Annotated in this window: 18 protein-coding genes and 1 tRNA gene; 12 read left to right on the top strand and 7 right to left on the bottom strand. The window is 71.4% G+C overall.

The window, feature by feature from the left end:
- Positions 1-201 precede the first annotated feature (201 nt).
- On the bottom strand, positions 202-723 hold the full coding sequence (locus ABZ208_RS01045; RefSeq protein ID WP_356907449.1) for a universal stress protein: 522 nt from the start codon (positions 721-723) through the stop codon (positions 202-204).
- Between the two features lie 254 nt (positions 724-977).
- Here ABZ208_RS01045 and ABZ208_RS01040 point away from each other — a divergent pair, with 254 nt between their 5' ends.
- The 8 genes from ABZ208_RS01040 (at position 978) to ABZ208_RS01005 (ending at position 9,322) form a co-directional block, all read left to right on the top strand.
- Positions 978-1,448, top strand: coding sequence for a hypothetical protein (locus tag ABZ208_RS01040; protein ID WP_356907448.1), 471 nt, complete (start codon positions 978-980; stop codon positions 1,446-1,448).
- A 386-nt stretch (positions 1,449-1,834) separates the two neighbouring features.
- Positions 1,835-3,049: a helix-turn-helix domain-containing protein gene (locus ABZ208_RS01035; protein ID WP_356907447.1), complete on the top strand. Its 1,215-nt coding sequence runs from the start codon at positions 1,835-1,837 to the stop codon at positions 3,047-3,049.
- A 10-nt stretch (positions 3,050-3,059) separates the two neighbouring features.
- The gene (orn, locus tag ABZ208_RS01030; protein WP_356907446.1) at positions 3,060-3,662 is read left to right on the top strand and encodes an oligoribonuclease; all 603 of its coding nucleotides are present in this window, start codon (positions 3,060-3,062) and stop codon (positions 3,660-3,662) included.
- Positions 3,663-3,742: 80 nt separating this feature from the next.
- Positions 3,743-3,815: transfer RNA gene (locus tag ABZ208_RS01025), tRNA-His, on the top strand.
- 726 nt (positions 3,816-4,541) lie between these two features.
- Entirely contained in the window at positions 4,542-5,855 is a 1,314-nt protein-coding gene (locus ABZ208_RS01020; protein WP_356907445.1) for an ABC transporter substrate-binding protein, read from the top strand.
- A gap of 11 nt (positions 5,856-5,866) precedes the next feature.
- Positions 5,867-6,865: a sugar ABC transporter permease gene (locus tag ABZ208_RS01015; protein ID WP_356907444.1), complete on the top strand. Its 999-nt coding sequence runs from the start codon at positions 5,867-5,869 to the stop codon at positions 6,863-6,865.
- 9 nt (positions 6,866-6,874) lie between these two features.
- Entirely contained in the window at positions 6,875-7,837 is a 963-nt protein-coding gene (locus ABZ208_RS01010) for a carbohydrate ABC transporter permease (RefSeq protein ID WP_356907443.1), read from the top strand.
- 72 nt (positions 7,838-7,909) lie between these two features.
- Positions 7,910-9,322 (top strand): GH1 family beta-glucosidase, encoded by a 1,413-nt coding sequence (locus ABZ208_RS01005; RefSeq protein WP_356907442.1) that lies wholly within the window; start codon positions 7,910-7,912, stop codon positions 9,320-9,322.
- Between the two features lie 241 nt (positions 9,323-9,563).
- Here the strand turns inward: ABZ208_RS01005 and ABZ208_RS01000 are convergent, their stop codons facing one another.
- The 3 genes from ABZ208_RS01000 to ABZ208_RS00990 all read right to left on the bottom strand — a co-directional run bounded on the left by ABZ208_RS01000 (position 9,564) and on the right by ABZ208_RS00990 (position 13,414).
- Positions 9,564-11,051, bottom strand: coding sequence for a cellulose binding domain-containing protein (locus ABZ208_RS01000; protein WP_356907441.1), 1,488 nt, complete (start codon positions 11,049-11,051; stop codon positions 9,564-9,566).
- Between the two features lie 191 nt (positions 11,052-11,242).
- Entirely contained in the window at positions 11,243-12,637 is a 1,395-nt protein-coding gene (locus ABZ208_RS00995; RefSeq protein ID WP_356907440.1) for a HAMP domain-containing sensor histidine kinase, read from the bottom strand.
- A gap of 54 nt (positions 12,638-12,691) precedes the next feature.
- Positions 12,692-13,414: a response regulator transcription factor gene (locus ABZ208_RS00990; RefSeq protein ID WP_356907439.1), complete on the bottom strand. Its 723-nt coding sequence runs from the start codon at positions 13,412-13,414 to the stop codon at positions 12,692-12,694.
- A gap of 88 nt (positions 13,415-13,502) precedes the next feature.
- Here ABZ208_RS00990 and ABZ208_RS00985 point away from each other — a divergent pair, with 88 nt between their 5' ends.
- Complete coding sequence (locus tag ABZ208_RS00985; RefSeq protein ID WP_356907438.1) at positions 13,503-14,051, top strand: hypothetical protein; 549 nt, start codon at positions 13,503-13,505, stop codon at positions 14,049-14,051.
- Positions 14,052-14,208: 157 nt separating this feature from the next.
- Here the strand turns inward: ABZ208_RS00985 and ABZ208_RS00980 are convergent, their stop codons facing one another.
- Positions 14,209-15,093 carry a fused MFS/spermidine synthase gene (locus tag ABZ208_RS00980; RefSeq protein WP_356907437.1) on the bottom strand — a complete coding sequence of 295 codons (885 nt, stop codon included), beginning with the start codon at positions 15,091-15,093 and terminating at the stop codon, positions 14,209-14,211.
- Between the two features lie 62 nt (positions 15,094-15,155).
- Positions 15,156-15,599: a hypothetical protein gene (locus ABZ208_RS00975; RefSeq protein ID WP_356907508.1), complete on the bottom strand. Its 444-nt coding sequence runs from the start codon at positions 15,597-15,599 to the stop codon at positions 15,156-15,158.
- A 239-nt stretch (positions 15,600-15,838) separates the two neighbouring features.
- Here ABZ208_RS00975 and ABZ208_RS00970 point away from each other — a divergent pair, with 239 nt between their 5' ends.
- The gene (locus tag ABZ208_RS00970) at positions 15,839-17,257 is read left to right on the top strand and encodes a tetratricopeptide repeat protein (protein WP_356907436.1); all 1,419 of its coding nucleotides are present in this window, start codon (positions 15,839-15,841) and stop codon (positions 17,255-17,257) included.
- A gap of 68 nt (positions 17,258-17,325) precedes the next feature.
- Here ABZ208_RS00970 and ABZ208_RS00965 read toward each other — a convergent pair whose 3' ends face one another.
- Entirely contained in the window at positions 17,326-17,922 is a 597-nt protein-coding gene (locus tag ABZ208_RS00965; protein WP_356907435.1) for a histidine phosphatase family protein, read from the bottom strand.
- Between the two features lie 137 nt (positions 17,923-18,059).
- Here ABZ208_RS00965 and ABZ208_RS00960 point away from each other — a divergent pair, with 137 nt between their 5' ends.
- On the top strand, positions 18,060-18,938 hold the full coding sequence (locus ABZ208_RS00960) for a phosphatase PAP2 family protein (protein ID WP_356907434.1): 879 nt from the start codon (positions 18,060-18,062) through the stop codon (positions 18,936-18,938).
- Positions 18,868-20,013, top strand: a complete 1,146-nt coding sequence (locus ABZ208_RS00955; protein ID WP_356907433.1) for a hypothetical protein — start codon at positions 18,868-18,870, stop codon at positions 20,011-20,013. Before ABZ208_RS00960 ends, ABZ208_RS00955 begins: the two co-directional genes overlap by 71 nt.
- Positions 20,014-20,085 lie beyond the last annotated feature (72 nt).

The following is a 20,085-nucleotide window of genomic DNA, read 5'->3' as shown; positions in this document are numbered from 1 at the left end:
CCTTATCTACCCTTCACAAGCGCACAATCCACTTCGTACCGATGGGTAGATTTCCGTACGTACAGGGAGAGTTGACGCCGCCTCATCCGCACGAACCAATGAGGCGGCAGGGGTTGGCGGGGCAGAGGAGGCGGCCAGGGGACATGGCCGCGGCCTGGAGGAAAGCCAGGGGATACGGCTGGGCAGCCTGCCGGACAGGGCCTAAGGGATCACGACGACCGGGCGCTGCGCGCGCCGTGCGAGCCTTCCGGCGACCGAGCCGAAGATCCGCCCGACGATGCCGTGAGTGGAACCGACCACGATCGCGTCGGCGGAGTACTCGCGGCCGACCTCTTCGAGCTCATGGCAGATGTCGCCGCCGCGCTCCACCAGGATCCACGGCACCTCGGCGAGATAGTCCGCGCAGGCCAGCTCCAGCCCGAGCACCTCGGTACGGTGATCGGGGACGTCCACGAAGACCGGCGGCTCGCAGCCCGCCCAGACCGTGGTCGGCAGCCTATTGGCGACATGGACGATGATCAGGCCCGAACCGGAGCGCCTCGCCATTCCGATCGCATAGGCGAGCGCCCGCTCACTGGAGGTCGATCCGTCGAAGCCGACGACGACTCCGTGCCGGAACGCGGGATCGCAGGAGTGGCATGACTCTTCGGCCGCTTGCAGGTCCGACAGAGGGTCGGCCACCTGCTTGCGGTCGGCGGGTTCGGGGATTTCGTGACCGGCCATCGGTGTCTCGGCGAAGAAGGTCCTCTTGGAGGTCGTCTGAGGAAGGTGCGTCGGGTTGGCGTGGCGGTGGAGCTGTGTCCGGGAATCATCTTCCCAAGCCCATACCCCAAGGGTACGGCGACACTCCTCTCCTGCCCAGGGCCCGCCGCGCCATGCGCGGCGTTCCAGGGAGCATGCCCGAGCCCGTCCCGGATGGCAATGCCGCTTGGCCCCTACAGCGGTCTTCCGGCCGCCGGCCGCGGCACAGTGACCGGATGACTGCGCCCCTCGTTGGCCCCGGCATGCCCGCACGACCCGCCACCCCTGCCGCCGCCCCACGCCGCGCCTCGGCGTCCGCCTCCCCCGCCAGGCGCGCACGCAGCCGCCGCCGGCCCTCGCGCCCGCGGCGGGGCGCGTACGCCGCCACCGCGCACGCCCCCGCATCCGGCCCCCGCCACGCATGCGCGCCGGCGCCTTCCCGCGCACCGGCGCCCACTGCCACACGCTCCCCGGATTCGGCGGGCGCGGTGGTGCGCTGGGGGGCGTTCAGCTGCCTGCTCGTTCCCGTGGTGCTGGTCGCGTACGGGAGCTCCGCCGGGGAAGCCGCCTCGGTGGCGCTCGGCCTCGCCGCCGTCACCGCGGCGTGCCGGGTCCTGCTGCGCCGGTCCGAGCGGACGGCAGCCCTCTCGCGCACGGACGGGCACCGCGGCGCCCGTCCGGGGGCCCGGCGTGCACCAGGTGACTGACGGGTTCGTACACTCACACCCATATGTTTTCAGCCAACTTCGCACCAGGAGCCGTTCCTTGGGGAAATGGCCTGCCAACCCCCTTGCCACCAGGGAAGAAAGGGCCAATCGCGGCGTTCGGACCCTACGGGGACGGGCCATGCACGGGAGACCCACTTCCCTGCGGGGCTCGCGAGTGGAACGCTTCGTGATCGAATGCTTCGCGCCAAGTTGCCATGTCGACATACCAGTGCATGCCGAACTTGTCACGACGGCACCACGGGACGCAGTAGATTCGATCATGAGTATCGAAGGCTGGGGACTCGTGCAAAACCGAGGGGAAACGTGCAGGAGCGAAAGGCCCGAAACGAACGGGGAGACGCGAACACCGAGGGGGGCTTAGCGTCATGAGTCAGGACTCCGCCGCACCGGAGGCAGCACGGAAACTCTCCGGCCGCCGGCGCCGGGAAGTCGTCGCAGTGCTGCTGTTCAGCGGCGGCCCTATCTTTGAGAGTTCCATCCCACTTTCGGTGTTCGGGATTGACCGCCAGGACGCCGGAGTTCCCCGCTACCGCCTGCTTGTCTGCGGTGGCGAGGACGGACCACTGAGGACCACGGGCGGTCTGGAACTGACCGCACCGTACGGCCTCGAGGCGATCAGCAGGGCGGGCACGGTCGTCGTGCCGGCCTGGCGCTCGATCACCTCGCCGCCACCGCCCGAGGCGCTCGACGCGCTGCGCCGGGCACATGAAGAGGGCGCCCGCATCGTCGGACTGTGCACCGGGGCGTTCGTCCTCGCCGCAGCCGGTCTGCTGGACGGCCGCCCGGCCACCACCCACTGGATGTACGCGCCGACGCTCGCCAAGCGTTATCCGTCCGTCCATGTCGATCCGCGCGAGCTCTTCGTCGACGACGGCGATGTGCTCACCTCCGCCGGTACGGCGGCCGGGATCGATCTCTGCCTCCACATAGTGCGCACCGACCACGGCACGGAGGCTGCGGGGGCGCTCGCGCGCAGGCTGGTCGTACCTCCTCGGCGCAGCGGCGGTCAGGAGCGCTATCTCGACAGGTCTTTACCAGAGGAAATCGGCTCGGATCCGCTGGCCGAGGTCGTCTCCTGGGCCCTGGAGCATCTCCACGAGCAGTTCGACGTGGAGACGCTGGCGGCACGGGCGTACATGAGCCGGCGCACCTTCGACCGCCGCTTCCGGTCACTGACGGGCTCGGCCCCGCTCCAGTGGCTCATCACCCAGCGGGTGCTGCAGGCGCAGCGGCTGCTCGAGACCTCCGACTACTCGGTCGACGAGGTTGCGGGCCGGTGCGGCTTCCGCTCCCCGGTGGCACTGCGCGGCCATTTCCGGCGGCAGCTGGGCTCGTCCCCGGCCGCGTACCGGGCCGCGTACCGGGCTCGCAGGCCCCAGAGCGACCCGGGGCCGTCCTCGGTGGTGGACGCCGTCGTACCGGCCCAGGCGACCCCTGGGGCGAGACGGGCAGCGGCGGCCGCAGCGGGGCTGACGGGCCACTCGGCCGCGACGGCGACGGAGCTGGGCAAACCCCATTCCGACGTGTACGCGGCAGGTCATGGCCGTCCGAGTCTGCCCGGCCAGCGGAGTGCGCCATAAAGTAGGACGCATGAACGATCGCATGGTGTGGATCGACTGCGAGATGACCGGGCTCTCGTTGGCGGATGACGCACTCATCGAGGTGGCCGCGCTGGTCACCGACTCGGAACTGAACGTGCTCGGTGAAGGGGTGGACATCGTGATCCGCCCGCCGGACGCAGCGCTCGAGACAATGCCCGAGGTGGTGCGCCAGATGCACACCGCCTCGGGCCTCCTCGACGAGCTGGCGGGCGGCACCACGCTCGCCGCCGCCGAGGAGCAGGTCCTGGCGTACGTACGCGAGCACGTCAAGGAGCCCGGCAAGGCCCCGCTGTGCGGAAACTCGGTCGGCACCGACCGCGGCTTCCTGCTGCGCGACATGCCGACGCTGGAGGACTACCTCCACTATCGGATCGTCGATGTCTCCTCGGTGAAGGAGCTGGCCAGGCGCTGGTATCCGAGGGCGTACTTCAACAGTCCGGAGAAGAGCGGCAACCACAGGGCACTGGCGGACATCCGCGAATCCATCGCGGAGCTGCGCTACTACCGCGAGGCCGTCTTCGTGGCCCAGCCGGGCCCCGACACGGAAACCGCCAGAACCATCGCCGCCAGGCACGTACTGCCCGCACAGTAGGCCGCAGAAAACCGTGGCGCGAGCACCCTCCGGGACCATGTACACTTTTTCTCGGCCGGTCGGGAAAACGACCGGTCATGGTGGGTGTAGCTCAGCTGGTAGAGCACCTGGTTGTGGTCCAGGATGCCGCGGGTTCGAGTCCCGTCACTCACCCTGATCGTCAAGGGCCCCGGTCTTCGGACCGGGGCCCTTGACGTTGCCGGGGAGCCCGGCGCCCGCGGCCGCCTGCGACGACCCGCGGATCACCTGTTCCGTCGGGAGCGCCCTCCGCAGCCGGCCCACCAGGACTGCCGCCGGTCTGCCGGTCCTCTTGGGGCAGGCCGCCGGAGCGAGGTCCCCCGCAGAACCGGGCCGATACCCGGCCGATCCACGACCGAGACCGCGAAGACCGCGTCCAGGTTCTCGCAGCGTTCCGGCGACAGAGGCACCGCCCGGCGGCGGCCCTCGGCCGTGAAGCCGTCGCGGCGGTCAGCCGGGCGTCCGGGGGCCGCTCCGGTGGCCGCCGCGCGGCAGCCGTCCGAGCAGCGCTCCGCGAGCGCCCGGCCGGGTACGCGGCCCGCCCGGCGACGCCCGCCCGGCCCACGGCGGGGCCTCGTCGTCGACCCGCGACGCCGTTGATCCCGCGCGAAACGATCCGGGGCACGGCGTCCCCGCACCCCCTGCCGGTCAGCCCGGGAACATAACGTGCCGGGTGCCTTGACACCCTCTCGGGGAGCGGCCAACCTTCAACCACATCCCAAATGGGAGCGCTCCCACAGCACTTGACCCGCACTCACCACACCACCCGCACGTTCCCCGCCCGCGCCGCGGTGCAGCAATGCCCGTGTGCCACACGCCAGTTGGCCGCGGGGTGGCACGTCAGGGCACTAGGAGGACGCAATGCGCAGGACCGTAATCCTCGCGGTCGTCGCCGCGCTCGGCGCCGGGCTGCTGGCCGGCTGTGCCGAGGACGGCGAGGAACCCGCCGGCCGTGCCTCGAACGGCGGGGGTGACGCCAAGGGGAAGACCACGATCACCGTGGGCGTCTTCGGGGCCTTCGGGCTCCAAGAGGCCGGGCTCTACGACGAGTACATGAAGCTCCACAAGAACATCGTCATCAAGCAGACCTCGATCGAGCGGAACGAGAACTACTACCCGCAGCTGCTCACCCACCTCGGCAGCGGCAGCGGCCTCGCCGACATCCAGGCCGTCGAGGTCAACAACATCGCCGAGATCACCGCCACCCAGGCCGGCAAGCTCGTCGACCTCGGCAAGACCGAAGGCGTGGACAAGAACGCGTTCCTGGACTGGAAATGGGCACAGGCCACCACCAAGGACGGCAGGACCGTCGGACTCGGCACCGACATCGGACCGCAGGGCATCTGCTACCGCAAGGACCTGTTCGCCGAGGCGGGGCTGCCCACCGACCGCGAGGAGGTCGGCAAGCTGTGGTCGGGCGACTGGAGCAAGTACCTGGACGCGGGCAAGAAGTTCAAGGCCAAGGCCTCCAAGGGCACCGCGTTCGTCGACTCCGCGTCCGGAGTGCTCAACGCCATCAACGGCAGCAGCAACAAGCGCTTCTACGACGAGAACGGGAAGGTCGTCTACAAGACCAACCCGGCCGTCAGGAAGGCCTGGGACATCGCCGCCGCGTTCGCCACCGAGGGCCTCACGGGCAAACTCCAGCAGTTCACGCCCGCTTGGGACCAGGGCTATGCGAACGGCACCTTCGCCACGGTTTCCTGCCCTGCCTGGATGCTCGGCTACATCCAGGACAAGGCCGGTGAGGCGGGCAAGGACAAATGGGACGTGGCGCCGGCTCCGAAGCCCAGCAACTGGGGCGGCTCGTTCCTGATCGTCCCCGAGGCGGGGAAGAACAAGACCGAGGCGGCCAAGCTCGCCGCCTGGCTCACCGCCCCCGAGCAGCAGGCGAAGCTGTTCACCGAGCGCGGCAGCTTCCCGAGCGCCAAGGCCGCGTACGCGCTGCCCGCCGTCTCCGGCGCCAAGCACACCTACTTCGCGGGGGCACCCATAGGCCAGATCTTCTCGCAGGCCGCCGAGGGAGTGCCGGTCCAGATCGTCGGCCCGAAGGACCTGGTCATCGCGCAGAACCTGTCCGACATCGGCATGCTCCAGGTCGACCAGAAGGGCCGCTCCTCCAAGGAGGGATGGGACGCCGCGGTCAAGGCGATCGACAACGCCCTGGACCAGTGACCGTGACGGACATGGCATCCGACGCTCCGGCCGCGCCCTCGAAGGAAGGGGGCGCGGCCCCGGCCACCGGCGTCGCCGGCGCGGCCGAGGAGCGCCGAAGCGCGCGGCGCAGCCGCCGCTACCGGCTCGACATGAAGTGGAGCCCGTACGCCTTCGTCGCACCGTTCTTCCTCTTCTTCCTCGCCTTCGGGCTCTTCCCGCTGCTCTGGACGGGCTGGGCGTCACTGCACCGCGTGGAGCTGACCGCGCCCACCGACATGGAGTGGGTGGGGCTGCGCAACTTCACCCGGCTCCTCAAGGACGAGTTCTTCTGGAACGCGCTGCGGAACACGGTCACCATCGGCCTGATGTCCACCGTGCCGCAGCTGCTCGTCGCGCTGGGCATCGCCCATCTGCTCAACTACCGGCTGCGCGGCTCGATGTTCTTCCGGGTGGCCGTCCTGACTCCGTACGCCACCTCCGTCGCCGCGGCCACCCTGGTCTTCGTGCTGCTCTTCGGGCGGGACTACGGAATGATCAACTGGGTGCTCGGCCTGGCCGGCCTCGACCACGTCGACTGGCAGAACGGCGAGTGGACCTCGCAGCTGGCGGTCTCCACGATCGTGATCTGGCGCTGGACCGGCTACAACGCGCTGATCTATCTGGCGGCCATGCAGGCCGTTCCGAGCGATCTGTACGAGTCGGCCGCGCTCGACGGCGCCTCGCGCTGGCAGCAGTTCCGCCATGTCACGGTGCCGTCCCTACGACCCACGATCCTGTTCACGTGTGTCGTCTCGACGATCGGCGCGACCCAGCTGTTCGGTGAGCCGCTGCTGTTCAACGGCGGCGCGGGGGCGACCGGCGGACCCGACCACCAGTACCAGACGCTCGGGCTGTACCTGTACGAGCAGGGCTGGGTGAATCTGCATCTGGGCCGGGCCTCGGCGATCGCCTGGGCGATGTTCCTGATCCTGTTGATCGTCGGCGCGGTGAACTGGCTGCTCGCCCGCCGGCTGAGCAAGAGCGCGTAGGGGGACGACATGCCCAATGCCCGATCTACCGAGCACTCCGAGCATGCGGGTCACGCCGAGCAGGCCCGTCCCGCCGGTCCCGCCGGTCCCGCCGGTCGCGCGGCTCGCCCCGGACTCACCGGTCGTACTCGTCGCACCGGTCACGCCGGACGGCATCTGTACGGCGGGAAACTCACCTATGCGGTGCTGATCCTGTTCACGGCCGGTTCGCTGTTCCCGCTGGTGTGGACGGCGGTCGCGGCCTCCCGCAACAACACACGGCTCGCCCAGACCCCGCCGCCCTTCTGGTTCGGCGGCAATCTCCTCAAGAACCTCGAGATCGCCTGGACCGACGCCAACATGGGCACCGCGCTGCTCAACACCACCATCGTGGCCGGCTCGGTCGCGGCAGGCACGGTGGTCTTCTCCACCCTCGCCGGCTTCGCCTTCGCCAAGCTGCGCTTCAGGCTCAAGAACCTGCTGCTCCTGCTGGTCATCGGCACGATGATGGTGCCGCCGCAACTCAGCGTCGTACCCCTGTACATGATGATCGCCAAGTTGTCGTGGACCGACCAGTTGCAGTCCGTCGTCCTGCCCACCCTGGTCAGCGCCTTCGGGGTGTTCTTCATGCGGCAGTACCTCACCGAGGCGCTGCCGTCCGAGCTGATCGAGGCTGCCCGGGTCGACGGCGCGAACAGCTGGCGGGTGGTGTGGCATGTCGTCTTTCCGGCGGCGCGGCCCGCGATGGCCGTCCTCGGCATGCTCACCTTCGTCATGGCCTGGAACGACTTCTTCTGGCCGATCATCGCGCTGACCCAGACCGGCAGTCCGACCGTCCAGGTGGCGCTCACCGGGCTCGGCCGCGGCTACATCCCGGACCAGTCCGTGATCATGGCGGGCGCACTGCTGGGCACGCTGCCCCTGCTGCTCGCCTTCGTCTTCTTCGGCAAGCAGATCGTCGGCGGCATCATGCAGGGCGCGATCAAGGGCTGAGCCGCCCGGGCACCCGGGACTGACGCATCGTCACCCATCCAGTCGTTGTCACGTACATGTGGGGAGTTCACCATGCCCGTCAGCTTTCCGCCCGGCTTCCTGTGGGGCACCGCCACTGCCGCGTACCAGATCGAGGGCGCCGCGGCCGAGGGCGGCCGCACCCCGTCGATCTGGGACACCTTCAGCCGTACGCCGGGCAAGGTGGAGAACGGGGACACCGGCGACATCGCCGTCGACCACTTTCACCGCCGCGCCGAGGACGTGCGGCTCATGGGGGACCTCGGGCTGGGCGCCTACCGCTTCTCGGTCTCCTGGCCCCGCGTACAGCCCACCGGTCGCGGGCCCGCCCTCCAGTGCGGCCTCGACTTCTACCGGGCCCTTGTCGACGATCTGCTGGCCCACGGCATCCGCCCCGTCCTGACCCTCTACCACTGGGATCTCCCCCAGGAGCTGGAGTCGGCGGGCGGCTGGCCGGCCCGGGAGACCGCGCAGCGCTTCGCCGAGTACGCAGGGATCGTCGCGGACGCGCTCGGCGACCGCGTCGAGCTGTGGACGACGCTCAACGAGCCTTGGTGCAGCGCATTCCTGGGGTACGGCTCCGGTGTGCACGCCCCTGGCCGCACCGACCCGGTGGCCGCCCTGCGTGCCGCCCACCACCTCAATCTCGGGCACGGACTGGCCGTACAGGCGCTGCGCAGTGCGCTGCCCGCCCGGGCGCAGATCTCGGTCAGCCTCAACCCGAGTGTGGTGAGGGCGGCGAGCGACGCACCCGGCGACCATGACGCCCGGCGCCGTATCGACGCGCTGGCGAACCGGATCTTCGCGGGGCCGCTGCTGAAGGGCGCCTACCCCCAGGACCTGATCGCCGACACCGCGTCGCTGACCGACTGGTCCTTCGTCCAGGGCTCCGATCCGTCCGTGATCCGGCAGCGCCTGGACTGGCTCGGACTGAACTACTACGCACCGGCGGTGGTCTCGGCCCCGGACCCGGACCGCCGGGCGGGCCCGCGCCGGGACGGACATGCCCCCAGCGACCACTCGCCCTGGCCCGCCTCCGAGCGGGTCGTCTTCCACCAACCGCCCGGCGAGCGCACCGCGCTGGGCTGGTCCGTCGATCCGAGCGGCCTGTACGACCTGCTGCTGCACTACGCACGCGAGGCCCCCGGGCTGCCGCTGATGATCACCGAGAACGGCGCGGCGTACGACGACAAGCCGGCCGCCGACGGCACGGTCCACGACCCCGACCGCATCCGCTATCTGCACAGCCATCTCGCCGCGGTGCAGCGGGCGATCGCCGACGGGGCGGACGTACGCGGCTACTTCCTCTGGTCGCTGATGGACAACTTCGAGTGGTCGTACGGCTACGGCAAGCGCTTCGGCGCGGTGTACGTCGACTACGAGACCCAGGCGCGTGTCCCGAAGTCCAGCGCCCACTGGTACGGGCAGCTGGCGCGTACGGGCGAGCTGCCGCCACCGGTGGCCTGACCGGCGGCGGAGCCCCGAAACGAAGGTCCGTGCCCAGGGGCACCGGTGCCCCGGTCGTCGGCGCGGGACGAGTTCGACCAGCACTGTCGCCGGCACCTCCGATGTGCCGGTGGCACGGTGCCGCAGAGGACAGGGACGCGCCCCGGCCGGGGGTGGGGGAAGCCCGGCCGGGGCGCGCGCGGTGGGGGTGCGGGGAAGGAGTGCTTGCGGGGCCTTGCGCGCAGAGAGCTGCTTGCAGGCGCTACTTGTAGGCGGAGAACGCCTTCGTGAAGGCCAGCGGCTCCTGGAGGATCGAGCTGCAGGTGGCGTCGGCGTGGCCGACAGCGCCCGACGCGCACTGCTTGTCACGGGTCGATGACCACATCGACAGCCAGCCGATGCCCTTGGACCTGGCGAAGTCCACCAGCTGCGTGGCGTCGTCGACCTTGAAGATCTCGGAGGTCACGTCGTTGACGCCGATCATCGGGGTGACGGCGACGGTCTTCCACGCGGCCGCGTCCGTCACGCCGAGCACGCCCTTGATCTGCGCCTGGGTGGCGGTGGCGGCCTGGACCGCGTAGGTGCCCATGTCCCCGCTGTACGCCGGGCCGTAGTCCATCGCCATGATGTTGACCGCGCCGATCTTCACGCCGCTCTTCTTGGCGTCGGCGATCAGGTCCACGCCGGGCTGGGTGAGGCCCTCGGGCATCACGGGCAGGGTGAAGGACACGTCGAGGCCCGGGTGCTCCTTCTGGAGCTGGGCGATGGCCTGTGAGCGGCGCGTGTTGGCGGCGGTGTCCGGCAGGGCGGCGCCCTCGACGTCGAAGTCGACCTTGGTGAGCTTGTAGGTGTCGATGACCTTGCCGTACGCCTTGGCCAGCTCACCCGCGGAGGAGCAGTTCAGGGCCAGCTCGTGGCCGGCCGCACCGCCGAAGGAGACCCGGACGTCGCCGCCCTTGGCGCGCAGGGCGCCGATCTGGGAGGCGACCTTGTCGTCGGCGAGGCCGGTGACGCCGCCCCACAGCGGGGCGCAGCTGCCGCCGGAGGTGATGAAGGCGAGGTTGAACTCCTTGACGCCCGTCTTGGCGGCGGTGTCCAGCAGGTCGTACGCCGGGTAGAGCGAGGTGTCGACGTACGGCGCGTAACGGGCACCCGTGCCGGGCTCGGGGGTCGCCGTGGCCGTGGCCGTCGGAGTCGGGGTCGGCGTCGGCGTCGGGGTCGAGGCGGTGGGTGTGGGCTTCGGGGTGGCGGTCGCCGACGGCGTGGGCGTGGGCTGTTCGGTGGGCCGGCCGGTCGGCTGCGGCGTGGCCCCGTCGTCGACCGAGCACTTGATCCGGTTGATGAGACAGGACGTCGGGTCGGCAGCGGTGCCGCTCGCGGAGGTGACGAACCCGACGGTCACCGATGCACCGGGGGCGAGGCTCTTGTTCCAGCTCGCGGGCTTCACGGTGATGTGCCCGTCCTTGACCGTGTGCTCCCCGTTCCACAGCGAACTGATCGTGGTCCCGGCGGGCAGGTCGAACTCGAGCGTCCAGTCCGACTGCGCCGCGCCGGTCGCGTTGGTGATGACGTACTGCCCGGTGTAGCCGCCGCTCCAGGCGCTGGTCTTGGTGTACGCGGCGCCGACGGCCGCCGCCTGGGCGGTGCCGGTGAGCACGAGCGCCGCGCCGGTGATCACCGTGCTCACCACGGCCGCGCCGATCGCCTTGGTCTTGCCGCTCGCCCTGCGCCGGTGCGTACTGCTGCCCATCGGGTGCCTGCCTCTGCATTGCGGGGGGTGGGTGCCGAGGCAGCACGCTAGCGACAGCGAATCGGACAAACAGCCGGTTCTGGACAGGGGTTCCGCTTCTTAGGGCGGCCTTAAGGAAGGCATCGGAGCGGATTAATGGTAGAGACCTCTGCCCGGCCCGCGCAGGGGTACGCATCCGCGCCGGGCCGTGTTCAGACCGAGGCCCTGCGGCGGCCCGCGACCCTCCCCCGGTGCCCGCGGCGGCGCTCGACGCGCCCGGCCTCGCGCGGGTCGAGGCCGATCCACACCCGCACCTCCGTGCCGCCGAGCACCGAGCGGCCGATGCGGACGTCGCCGCCCGTCGACTCCGCGACCCGGCGCACGATGTCCAGGCCGAGTCCGGTCGAGCCGTCCCTGGCACCGCTGTTGCCACGGGCCATCGCCGCGTCCGGATCGGCGATGCCGGGGCCGGCGTCCGAGACGAGCACGATGACGGCGTCGTCGCTGTTGTGCACGTCCACCGAGAAAGCGGTGCCCTCCGGTGTGTGGCGGAAGACATTGCCGAGCAACGCGTCCAGCGCGGCGATCAGTTCGGGGCGGGCGACCGGGATACGTACCGGACGCTCGACGCCCGCGACCCGCACCTTGCGGTCCTCGTCCTCGGCGAGCGCCGACCAGAACTCCATCCGTTCCCGGACCACTTCGGCCGCGTCGCAGCCCGCGCCCGGCCCGGTCGCCGCGGTCTGCGGCTTCGACTCCCGCGCGGTGCGGATGATCGTGTCGACCTCGCGCTCCAGCTGGGCGACGGCGGCCCTGGTCTGCTCGGCGACCGAACCCTCCCCGAGCGAGGCGGCGTTGAGCCGCAGCACGGTCAGCGGAGTGCGCAGCCGGTGCGAGAGGTCCGCGGCCAGTTCGCGCTCGTTGGCCAGGAGCTGGACCACCTGGTCGGCCATGGAGTTGAACGCGATGGCGGCGGAGCGCAGTTCGGCAGGACCTTCCTCGGGAACGCGCGCCCCCAGCTTGCCCTCCCCCAGCTCGTGCGCCGCGCCTGCGAGCCGCTGAGCGGGCTGCACCATCCGCGCGCCGAGCCGGTCCGCGACCGCAACCGAGCCGAGGACCAGGGCGATACCGACGCCGGCGAGGACCAGCCAGGCAGTGCTGACGCCGTTGGTGACCTCGCCTTCGGGCACGAAGATCTCGATGACCGCGATCTGTCCGGTGCCGATCGCGGTGGGCTGGAGCAGCGCGGAGCCGCCGGTCACCTCGGTGATGGAGGCCTTTCCGATCCGCTGCGTGGTCGCCAGGTCCTCGGCCGCCGCGCGCCGCATGCCGATCTCCAGGGGCACGCTGTCCGGTTCACCGGTCGACGGGATGTGCACGGCCATCCGCCCGGCCGAGCCGGCCGGCGTGGACTTCACGGCACGCTCCAGCAGCCGGCGCTCGGTGGTGACGGTGAGGGTGGGGCCGATGGTCGCGGCCTGCCGCTCGGCGTTGGAGAACGCGCGGTCACTGGCCATCTCCTTGATGACCATGCCGAGGGGGATGGCGAAGGCCAGCACCACCATCACGGTGACGGCCAGCGAAACCTTGACGAGCGCCCATCTCATGACCGTTGTCCGTTTCTCAAGGCCGGTGTCCGATTCTCAGCCGGAGTCCACTGTTCATGGCCGGTGACCGTTTCCGGGCGTCCGGTGGCTGCCCGGAGGCTCGAGCTTCACCCCGACCCCCCGCAGCGTGTGCAGATAGCGGGGCCGAGCGGCCGTCTCGCCGAGCTTGCGCCGCAGCCAGCTCAAGTGCACGTCGATGGTCTGGTCGTCGCCGTAGCTCTGCTGCCAGACCTCGGCGAGCAGTTCCCTGCGCGGGACCACCACTCCGGGTCGCCCGGCGAGGAACGCCAGCAGGTCGAACTCCCGTCGGGTGAGGTCGAGTTGAGCCCCGTCCAGCTCGGCCTGGCGACGCAGCGGGTCGATGGACAGCCCGCCGACCTGGATCACCCGCGAGGGCTGCGCCTCCCCGGCGCTCGCGCGCGCCCGGCGCAGCACCGCCGACATGCGCGCCGACAAGTGTTCCACCGAGAAGGGCTTGGTGAGGTAGTCGTCCGCGCCGTCGTTGAGCAGGCGGACGATTTCCGTCTCGTCGTCCCGCGCGGTCGCGATGATCACCGGTACGTCGGTGATGCCGCGGAGCATCTTCAGGGCCTCGGCCCCGTCCAGATCGGGCAGGCCGAGGTCGAGGATGACCACGTCGAAACGGAAATGAGCCACTTCGCGCAACGCCTCGAGGGCCGTACCGACACTTCGTACGGTGTGCGAGGCGTCGGTCAGGTGCCGGATGAGGGCGGAGCGCACGAACTGGTCGTCCTCGACCACGAGCACACTTGCCATGGGCGGCACCGTACGCCATCCGGGGGACCGCGGTCCCGTGCGGGAGGAACCCTGGGACGCGCGACACGCACGGGGTGCGTGGTGCACTATGGCCCGCGTGAGCAGAGGACTCGTACATGCGGTGGCGTGGTCGCTGTCCACCGGCGCGGCGGTGACGCTGTCCTGGTGGGGCGTTCACACGGTCATGGCCGGAACCGCGTACGACCGGCCGCGCGCACTCCCGATCACCGCGCAGAGCTCGACGACCCAGGCGGTCGGGCCGCAGGCGTCCTCCACCCGTCGCCCGCCGAGCCCGTCGCCCTCGAAGTCGCCGGAGCCCACCAAGCGGCCGACCGGCAAGCCGAGCGGCGGCACATCGCCCACCACGTCCCCCTCCCCGTCAGATACGGGAGGTTCGGACGGCTACGGCGATCCGGGCACGGTGAAGAGCCATACCGTCACCGGCGGCATGGCCGTGTTCGACGTCGGCAAGACCTCGGCGGAACTGGTGTCGGCGACCCCGGCCGCGGGCTGGCAGATGCAGGTGTGGACCCAGCCGACCTGGATCCGGGTGACGTTCACCAAGGACGGCCGCGAGAGTTCGGTCTTCTACACCTGGAACGGCCATCCGCCGATGGCCCAGTTCGACGAGCGATGAGCGCGCTTGGCCACAGGGGACACGTCCGGGCCGAAGCCGAAGCGCCTGACGACCACCGGCATCGGCTCGTACGAGCGAGGCTCGGTCACCCGGAACGCCGAGGCGGCCGCGGCGCGCCGGGCGGCGTCCGGCTCGTCGCGTCGCGCACCCCACGCCCCTAACGGAAGACCGCGGGCGGTGGCACCGGCGACGGCTTGGCGCTCGCATCGGTGACCGGGGCCGCGCCGCCGGTGAAGTCGACCAGCTCGCGGCCGTGTTCGACCCGGCCTGCGTGCGGGTCGCCCGCGACACGGCGGGTCAGCTCGGCCACCGGCAGCACACGGTCGGACGCGAGCAGCACCGCGTTGCCGAAGCGCCGGCCGCGCAGCACGGTCGGATCCGCGGCGAGGGCGAGCTCGGCGAACATCGCGGCGGCGGTCGCGACCTGCGCGCGCAGATGGGCCAGGGGCGGTCCGTCGGCGAGGTTCGCCGCATAGAGACCGCCCGGCCGCAGTGCCCGGCGCACCTCGCCGAGGAATTCGGTGCTGGTCAGATGCGCGGGGGTACGGGCTCCACTGAAGACATCGGCGATCACCAGGTCCGCCCAGCCGTCGGGCACCTTGGCGAGTCCGGCGCGGGCATCGGCCGACCGCACCCGTATCCGCGCCCCGGGATCCAACGGCAGCTCCGCGCGCACCAGTTGCACGAGTGCCGCGTCCAACTCGACCACCTGCTGGGTGGAACGGGGACGGGTGGCGGCGACATAGCGGGCGAGCGTGAAGGCACCGCCGCCGAGGTGCACGACCTGGAGCGGCCGTCCCGGCTCGGCGGCGAGATCGGCGACATGGCCCAGTCGGCGCTGGTACTCGAAGGAGAGATACGTCGGATCGTCCAGGTCCACATGGGACTGCGGCGCACCGTCGACGAGCAGGGTCCAGGCACGCGGCCGCTCCCGGTCGGGTATCAGCTCCGCCAGCCCGCCGTCCACCGACGCGACGACCGGGTCGGGACTTCCGCCCCCGCCCGTACGTCCTCGCCTCTTGCTCTTCGCCACCCTGCCCATTATCCGCGCCCGGCGGACAGGGTGCCCCCGCGCGCACTCGCAGCGGCCGGTGCCCTCGCGGATCAGCGGCAGTTGTCGGCGGCCTCGATGAGCCGGGCGGCCTCGCCCAGCGCCTCGCGCAGCACCTCCGGGTCGGTGACGGCGTCCGTGTCGTCGGGCGGCAGCAGCCAGCCCGAGCCGCTGCCCGGCGGCTCGGCCGGGATGCGCAGCCCGCGGCCCGACGTCTGCGTACAGGCGCTGCCCGGCATGTCCCAGCCGTCGGCGGTGCCGGGCGGGACGAGAAAGCCGAGGGTGTCGCATGCTCCGTCGTGCATGACCGGTCCGACGGCGGGCTCGGCGGCGCGGCGCAGGATGTCCACCGCTTCGAGGCCCTGCCGGGCAGGGACGGTGACCAGGTCCAGGGGCTCGGCCACATCACTGTTCGGTGGTGCGCTGCTGTCCTGCGTGGGCCGGTGCCGGGCCGTCGTCGCGATGGTGTGTGCGTCGTCCGGGGCGCTGGTCTCCATGCCGACCTCCAACAAGGGGATCGCCTCCTCGCTCGAGTGGAGACACATGACGGTCTCCGTACGGTTCAACGCCCGTCGGCGTCAACGGCTACGGCGGCACGCCGCCGCAAAGGATGGCAGTTCATGGCAGATCGCCGACGAGATGTCCCTTTTGTAGTCAAACCCTGGGTGAGCGGTCTGTCACAGCAGGTACGTTCTTGCTCCGCCGGAACACGGCAGCACCGAGAGAGGGCTCGGCCATGGCGTCATCGTCACAGGCATCACGGGCGGTTCCCAACCTGGCGTTCCGCCGGCTGCGCGGACAGCGCTCGCCGGGCGAGTTCGCCACGGCGGTGCGCAGGGCGGCGCGGGAGATCGGGGAGCAGGTCTCGTGCGACCCGCGGTACATCGGGCGCGTCGAGTCCGGCGAGATCCGATGTCCCAACTACGCGTACGAGCGGGTGTTCCTGCACATGTTCCCCGGCCTGACACTGGCCGACCTCGGCTTCGTGCCGAGGGAACGTGTGCGCGGACGGGGCGCGGGCACGCGGACGAAAGACGGCCCACAGGCCGGCCCGGTCCTGCCGTGCAGCCCCCTCGGCCTCCGCGACAGCGACCGGCACAGCAGTCACAGCAACAGCGACGAGGAGAGCGACGTGCTGCGTCGCGCATTCATCACGAGCGGCCCCACCACGGTGGCGGCCGCATCCCTCGGGTTCGGGCCCGGTCCCGCACCCGACCGTGCGGGACCGGCCGGCGAAGCCCGGGCAAGAGTCGGCGAGAGCGAGGTCAGAGCCGTCGAGGAGGCGGTACGCCGGATCCGGCTGCTCGACGACCGGCACGGCGCGGACGGGCTCTACCGGCGCGCCGCCCAGCCGTTGCGGGCCGCCTACGCGCTGCTCGACGCGAGCACCACCGCCCGCAGATCGACGGCGGAGCGGCTCCACGCGGGCGCCGGTGAACTGGCCATCTCGGTGGGCTGGCTGGCCCACGACTCGGGCAGGTTCGACGAAGCCCGCTCGCACTACGCGGAGGCTCTGGCGACGGCCCGGGTGGCGGACGACCCGGCGCTGGAGGCGCACGCCTTCTGCAATACGTCGTTCCTGGCCAGGGACGCGGGGCGGCACCGGGAGGCGGTGCGCACCGCGCAGGCGGGCCAGCAGGCCGCCCGGCAGATCACGTCGCCGCGACTGCTGTCCCTGCTGGCCCTGCGCGAGGCGGGCGGCTGGGCCGGGCTCGGGGACCGTACGACCTGCGAGCAGTCGCTGGCACGGGCGCACGCGCACTTCGACCGGGGCTCGTCGGACGCGGACCCCGAGTGGATGTCCTTCTTCGGGGAGCCGGAGCTCGAGGCGCTGCAGGCACAGTGCTGGTCGGCCCTGGGCGACTGGCCCCGCGCGGCCCGCCACGCCCGCCGCGCCGCGACCCTCCAGGACCGCCGCTTCACCCGCAACCTGGCGCTGTACCGCGCGGAACTGGCCGCGGACCTGGCGCGGGCGGGATCCCCCGACGAGGCAGCGGCCGCGGGCGGCCAGGTACTGGACCTGATGGACGAGGTCCGCTCGTCACGCATCCAGACGATGCTGGCGGACACGGCCCGCGTCCTGCTCCCGCACCGCCGCACGGCGGGCGTCGGCGCCTTCCTGGACCGTCACGCGGCGTCGACCCGCCGGGTGTGACACCGCGCCCCGTACGGCCGGGGGTCCAGGGACGGCGCCCGCGGACCTGACCCGTTCCGCCCCGGGTCTCAGCCCTCCAGGTGCCCCATGTCGTTCCAGCGCTCGATCGCCGGGGCGCCGTACTGCCAGGACAGGATCGACAGGCTCGTCGGGTCGAGCCTGACCCGTGCGCCGAAGGAGATGTCCTCGCCCAGCCAGCGGGCCACGATCGAGCGCAGGATGTGGCCGTGGGCGAAGACCAGCACATCGCGGTCGGCCGAGCGCGCCCAGGCCACGATCTCGTCCGCGCGGGCCGAGACATCGGCGAGGGTCTCGCCCTCGGGGGCGCCGTCGTTCCACAGGAGCCAGCCCGGCTCGACCGCGTGGATCTCCGCCGGGGTCAGGCCCTCGTACGCACCGTAGTCCCATTCCATCAGCGCGTCCCAGGGCTGCGCCCGCTCCCCGAAGCCGGCGAGCGCGCAGGTCTCGCTCGCCCGGATCAGCGGGCTGGTGCGCACCTCGACGCCCTCGAGACCCGACCACGGCGGGCGATGGAGCCGCTCACCGAGGAGCTTGGCGCCGCGCCTGCCCTCCTCGAGCAGCGGGATGTCCGTCCTGCCGGTGTGTTTTCCGGACAGCGACCACTCCGTCTGGCCGTGCCGGGCGAGGAGGATCCGCGGTGCCATGAGGCAGCTCCCTGAGTTCACGATCCGATGGACTTTCATCATCGCGCACCTGAACGCCAGGCAACCTCCGGAGAGATCTCGACGTCCCCTTCCAGGACGGGTACCACCGCCTGAACCGAAGACGGAGAAACGTTCGGATGCCGCATACCGCGCCGCGCCATCGACCACGCTGGTGGACCGAACTGCTGCTGCTCGCTGTCGTGTACGCCGCGTACTCGGCGGGACGGCTGCTGGCCCGCGGCGATGTGACGACCGCGGTCGACAACGGCCTCGCGATACTCCGGGCCGAGAAGGCACTCCGGCTCAACGCGGAACACCCGCTGAACCGTCTCTTCACCGATGTTCCGGCCCTCGGCATCCCCGCCGACTTCGCCTACGCCACCCTGCACTACCTCGTCACCCCCGCGATCCTCGTCTGGCTCTTCCGCCGCCGTCCCGCCCGCTACCGGGCCGCCCGCACCTGGCTGATGTGCTCCACACTCCTCGGCCTGGCCGGCTTCACGCTGATGCCGACCTGCCCGCCCCGGCTCCTCGAGGCCGGGCACGGCTTCGTCGACACGATGGCCCAGTACAGCTCGTACGGCTGGTGGGGTGGCGAGGCGAGCGCGCCACGCGGGCTCGGCAGCATGACCAACCAGTACGCGGCGATGCCGAGCCTGCACGTCGGCTGGGCACTGTGGTGCGGAGTGATGCTGTGGCGGCACGGCCGTACGCCGCTGATGAAGACGCTCGCCGTCGCCTACCCGCTGCTCACCACGATCGTGGTGATGGGAACCGCCAACCACTACTTCCTGGACGCGGCCGCCGGTGTCGCCGTGATGGGCATCGGCGCCCTGCTGACCCGGCCCGCCATGCGCCTCGCCGACCGGGTGCGGGAGCGCCTGGAAGGCTCCCCCGCACCCTCGAAGTCCCCCGTTGTCGGTGGCGGATGCGACACTTCCGCGGGTGAGCGAATCCCTGGACAGCGGACCTCCTCCGCAGGCGCCGACGACAGCACTCCGGCAGCGGCTCGCTGAGCTGCGCGGCCCCGCCGCGCAGCCCCATCCGCTCGACGCCCGCGCACTGGCCGCGCTCGCCGCCAACCCCGGATGCAAGCGCCGTGCGCTGCTGGACGGCGCCGGGGTGGACAAGGGAGCGCTCGCCTCCGCCCTCGGATCGCCGGCCACGTTCGGGCAGTCCCAGTTCGCGTTCATGCGGGGCAATGCCTTCGAGGCCAGGGTCAAGGCCGACGGCGGCCGGGAACTCCTGAAGCTGCTCGGCCTGGAGCGTCCCGCCGAGGTCGCGGTGCCCGAGCTGGCGGCGGCCGGGCCCGAGGGCCGTACGGCACGTACGTCCCTCGCCCTGCGCGAGGCCACCGCCACCGGCGGATGGACACTGCTCGACCATCCGCTGCTCGTCCTGGAGGTGGCGGGCTCGGCTGCCTATCTGGAGCCGGACGCGGTGGTCGTGCACCCCGACGGCCGGTGGACGGTCGTCGAGATCAAGTCCTTCCCGATGATCGACGGCTCGGCGGACGCGGCGAAGGTGGGCGCGGCCGCCCGCCAGGCCGCCGTCTACGTGCTCGCCCTGGAACGGGTCGCGGCGCTGACGGACGGGGCGTCGGTCGCCCACTCCGTGCTGCTGGTGTGCCCCAAGGACTTCTCCAACCTCCCCACCGCCTCCGTGGTGGACGTACGCAAGCAACTCTCGGTCACCCGGCGCCAGCTGACCCGGCTCACCCGGATCGAGGACATCGCGGCCGCACTGCCCGAGGACCTCAGCTTCGACCTCGAGACCTGCTCGGCCGAGGAGCTGACGACCGCGGTCGAATCGGTCCCCCACGCCTACGCGCCCGAGTGCCTGGCCGCCTGCGAGCTGGCCTTCCACTGCCGTGACCGGGCGCGGGAAGCGGGCGCCGTGGAGACCCTGGGCCGCCCGGTGCGCGGCGAACTGGGCGGGCTGACCACGGTCGGCGACGTCCTGGCCGCGGCGCGCGGCGAGGCGGGCGACCCGGACGATCCGACGGTGGCGGCACTGCGCCGGGCCGCGGCGCTGCGGGCCGAGTCCCTGGAGGCGGCGGCGCACCGCGGGGCGGAGGCTCTCGCATGCTGAGGCTCTGTGAACCCCGTCGCCGGTGCGGCCGGAGTGCGAAGCAGCCCCGCCCCGGACCCGTTCTGCGGTCGC

The sequence above is a fragment of the Streptomyces sp. NPDC006208 genome (genome assembly GCF_040613775.1).
GTDB lineage: Bacteria > Actinomycetota > Actinomycetes > Streptomycetales > Streptomycetaceae > Streptomyces.
This window is presented reverse-complemented; position numbering and strand designations above follow the sequence as displayed.

Coding starts and splice junctions, on each gene's coding strand:
- ABZ208_RS01045 (WP_356907449.1), bottom strand. CDS start 723: ATGGCCGGTCACGAAATCCCCGAACCCGCCGACCGCAAGCAGGTGGCC.
- ABZ208_RS01010 (WP_356907443.1), top strand. CDS start 6,875: ATGCCCAATGCCCGATCTACCGAGCACTCCGAGCATGCGGGTCACGCC.
- ABZ208_RS00985 (WP_356907438.1), top strand. CDS start 13,503: ATGGCCCGCGTGAGCAGAGGACTCGTACATGCGGTGGCGTGGTCGCTG.
- ABZ208_RS00995 (WP_356907440.1), bottom strand. CDS start 12,637: ATGAGATGGGCGCTCGTCAAGGTTTCGCTGGCCGTCACCGTGATGGTG.
- ABZ208_RS01015 (WP_356907444.1), top strand. CDS start 5,867: ATGGCATCCGACGCTCCGGCCGCGCCCTCGAAGGAAGGGGGCGCGGCC.
- ABZ208_RS01040 (WP_356907448.1), top strand. CDS start 978: ATGACTGCGCCCCTCGTTGGCCCCGGCATGCCCGCACGACCCGCCACC.
- ABZ208_RS00960 (WP_356907434.1), top strand. CDS start 18,060: ATGCCGCATACCGCGCCGCGCCATCGACCACGCTGGTGGACCGAACTG.
- ABZ208_RS00975 (WP_356907508.1), bottom strand. CDS start 15,599: ATGGAGACCAGCGCCCCGGACGACGCACACACCATCGCGACGACGGCC.
- orn (WP_356907446.1), top strand. CDS start 3,060: ATGAACGATCGCATGGTGTGGATCGACTGCGAGATGACCGGGCTCTCG.
- ABZ208_RS01000 (WP_356907441.1), bottom strand. CDS start 11,051: ATGGGCAGCAGTACGCACCGGCGCAGGGCGAGCGGCAAGACCAAGGCG.
- ABZ208_RS01005 (WP_356907442.1), top strand. CDS start 7,910: ATGCCCGTCAGCTTTCCGCCCGGCTTCCTGTGGGGCACCGCCACTGCC.
- ABZ208_RS00990 (WP_356907439.1), bottom strand. CDS start 13,414: ATGGCAAGTGTGCTCGTGGTCGAGGACGACCAGTTCGTGCGCTCCGCC.
- ABZ208_RS00965 (WP_356907435.1), bottom strand. CDS start 17,922: ATGGCACCGCGGATCCTCCTCGCCCGGCACGGCCAGACGGAGTGGTCG.
- ABZ208_RS00970 (WP_356907436.1), top strand. CDS start 15,839: ATGGCGTCATCGTCACAGGCATCACGGGCGGTTCCCAACCTGGCGTTC.
- ABZ208_RS01035 (WP_356907447.1), top strand. CDS start 1,835: ATGAGTCAGGACTCCGCCGCACCGGAGGCAGCACGGAAACTCTCCGGC.
- ABZ208_RS01020 (WP_356907445.1), top strand. CDS start 4,542: ATGCGCAGGACCGTAATCCTCGCGGTCGTCGCCGCGCTCGGCGCCGGG.
- ABZ208_RS00980 (WP_356907437.1), bottom strand. CDS start 15,093: ATGGGCAGGGTGGCGAAGAGCAAGAGGCGAGGACGTACGGGCGGGGGC.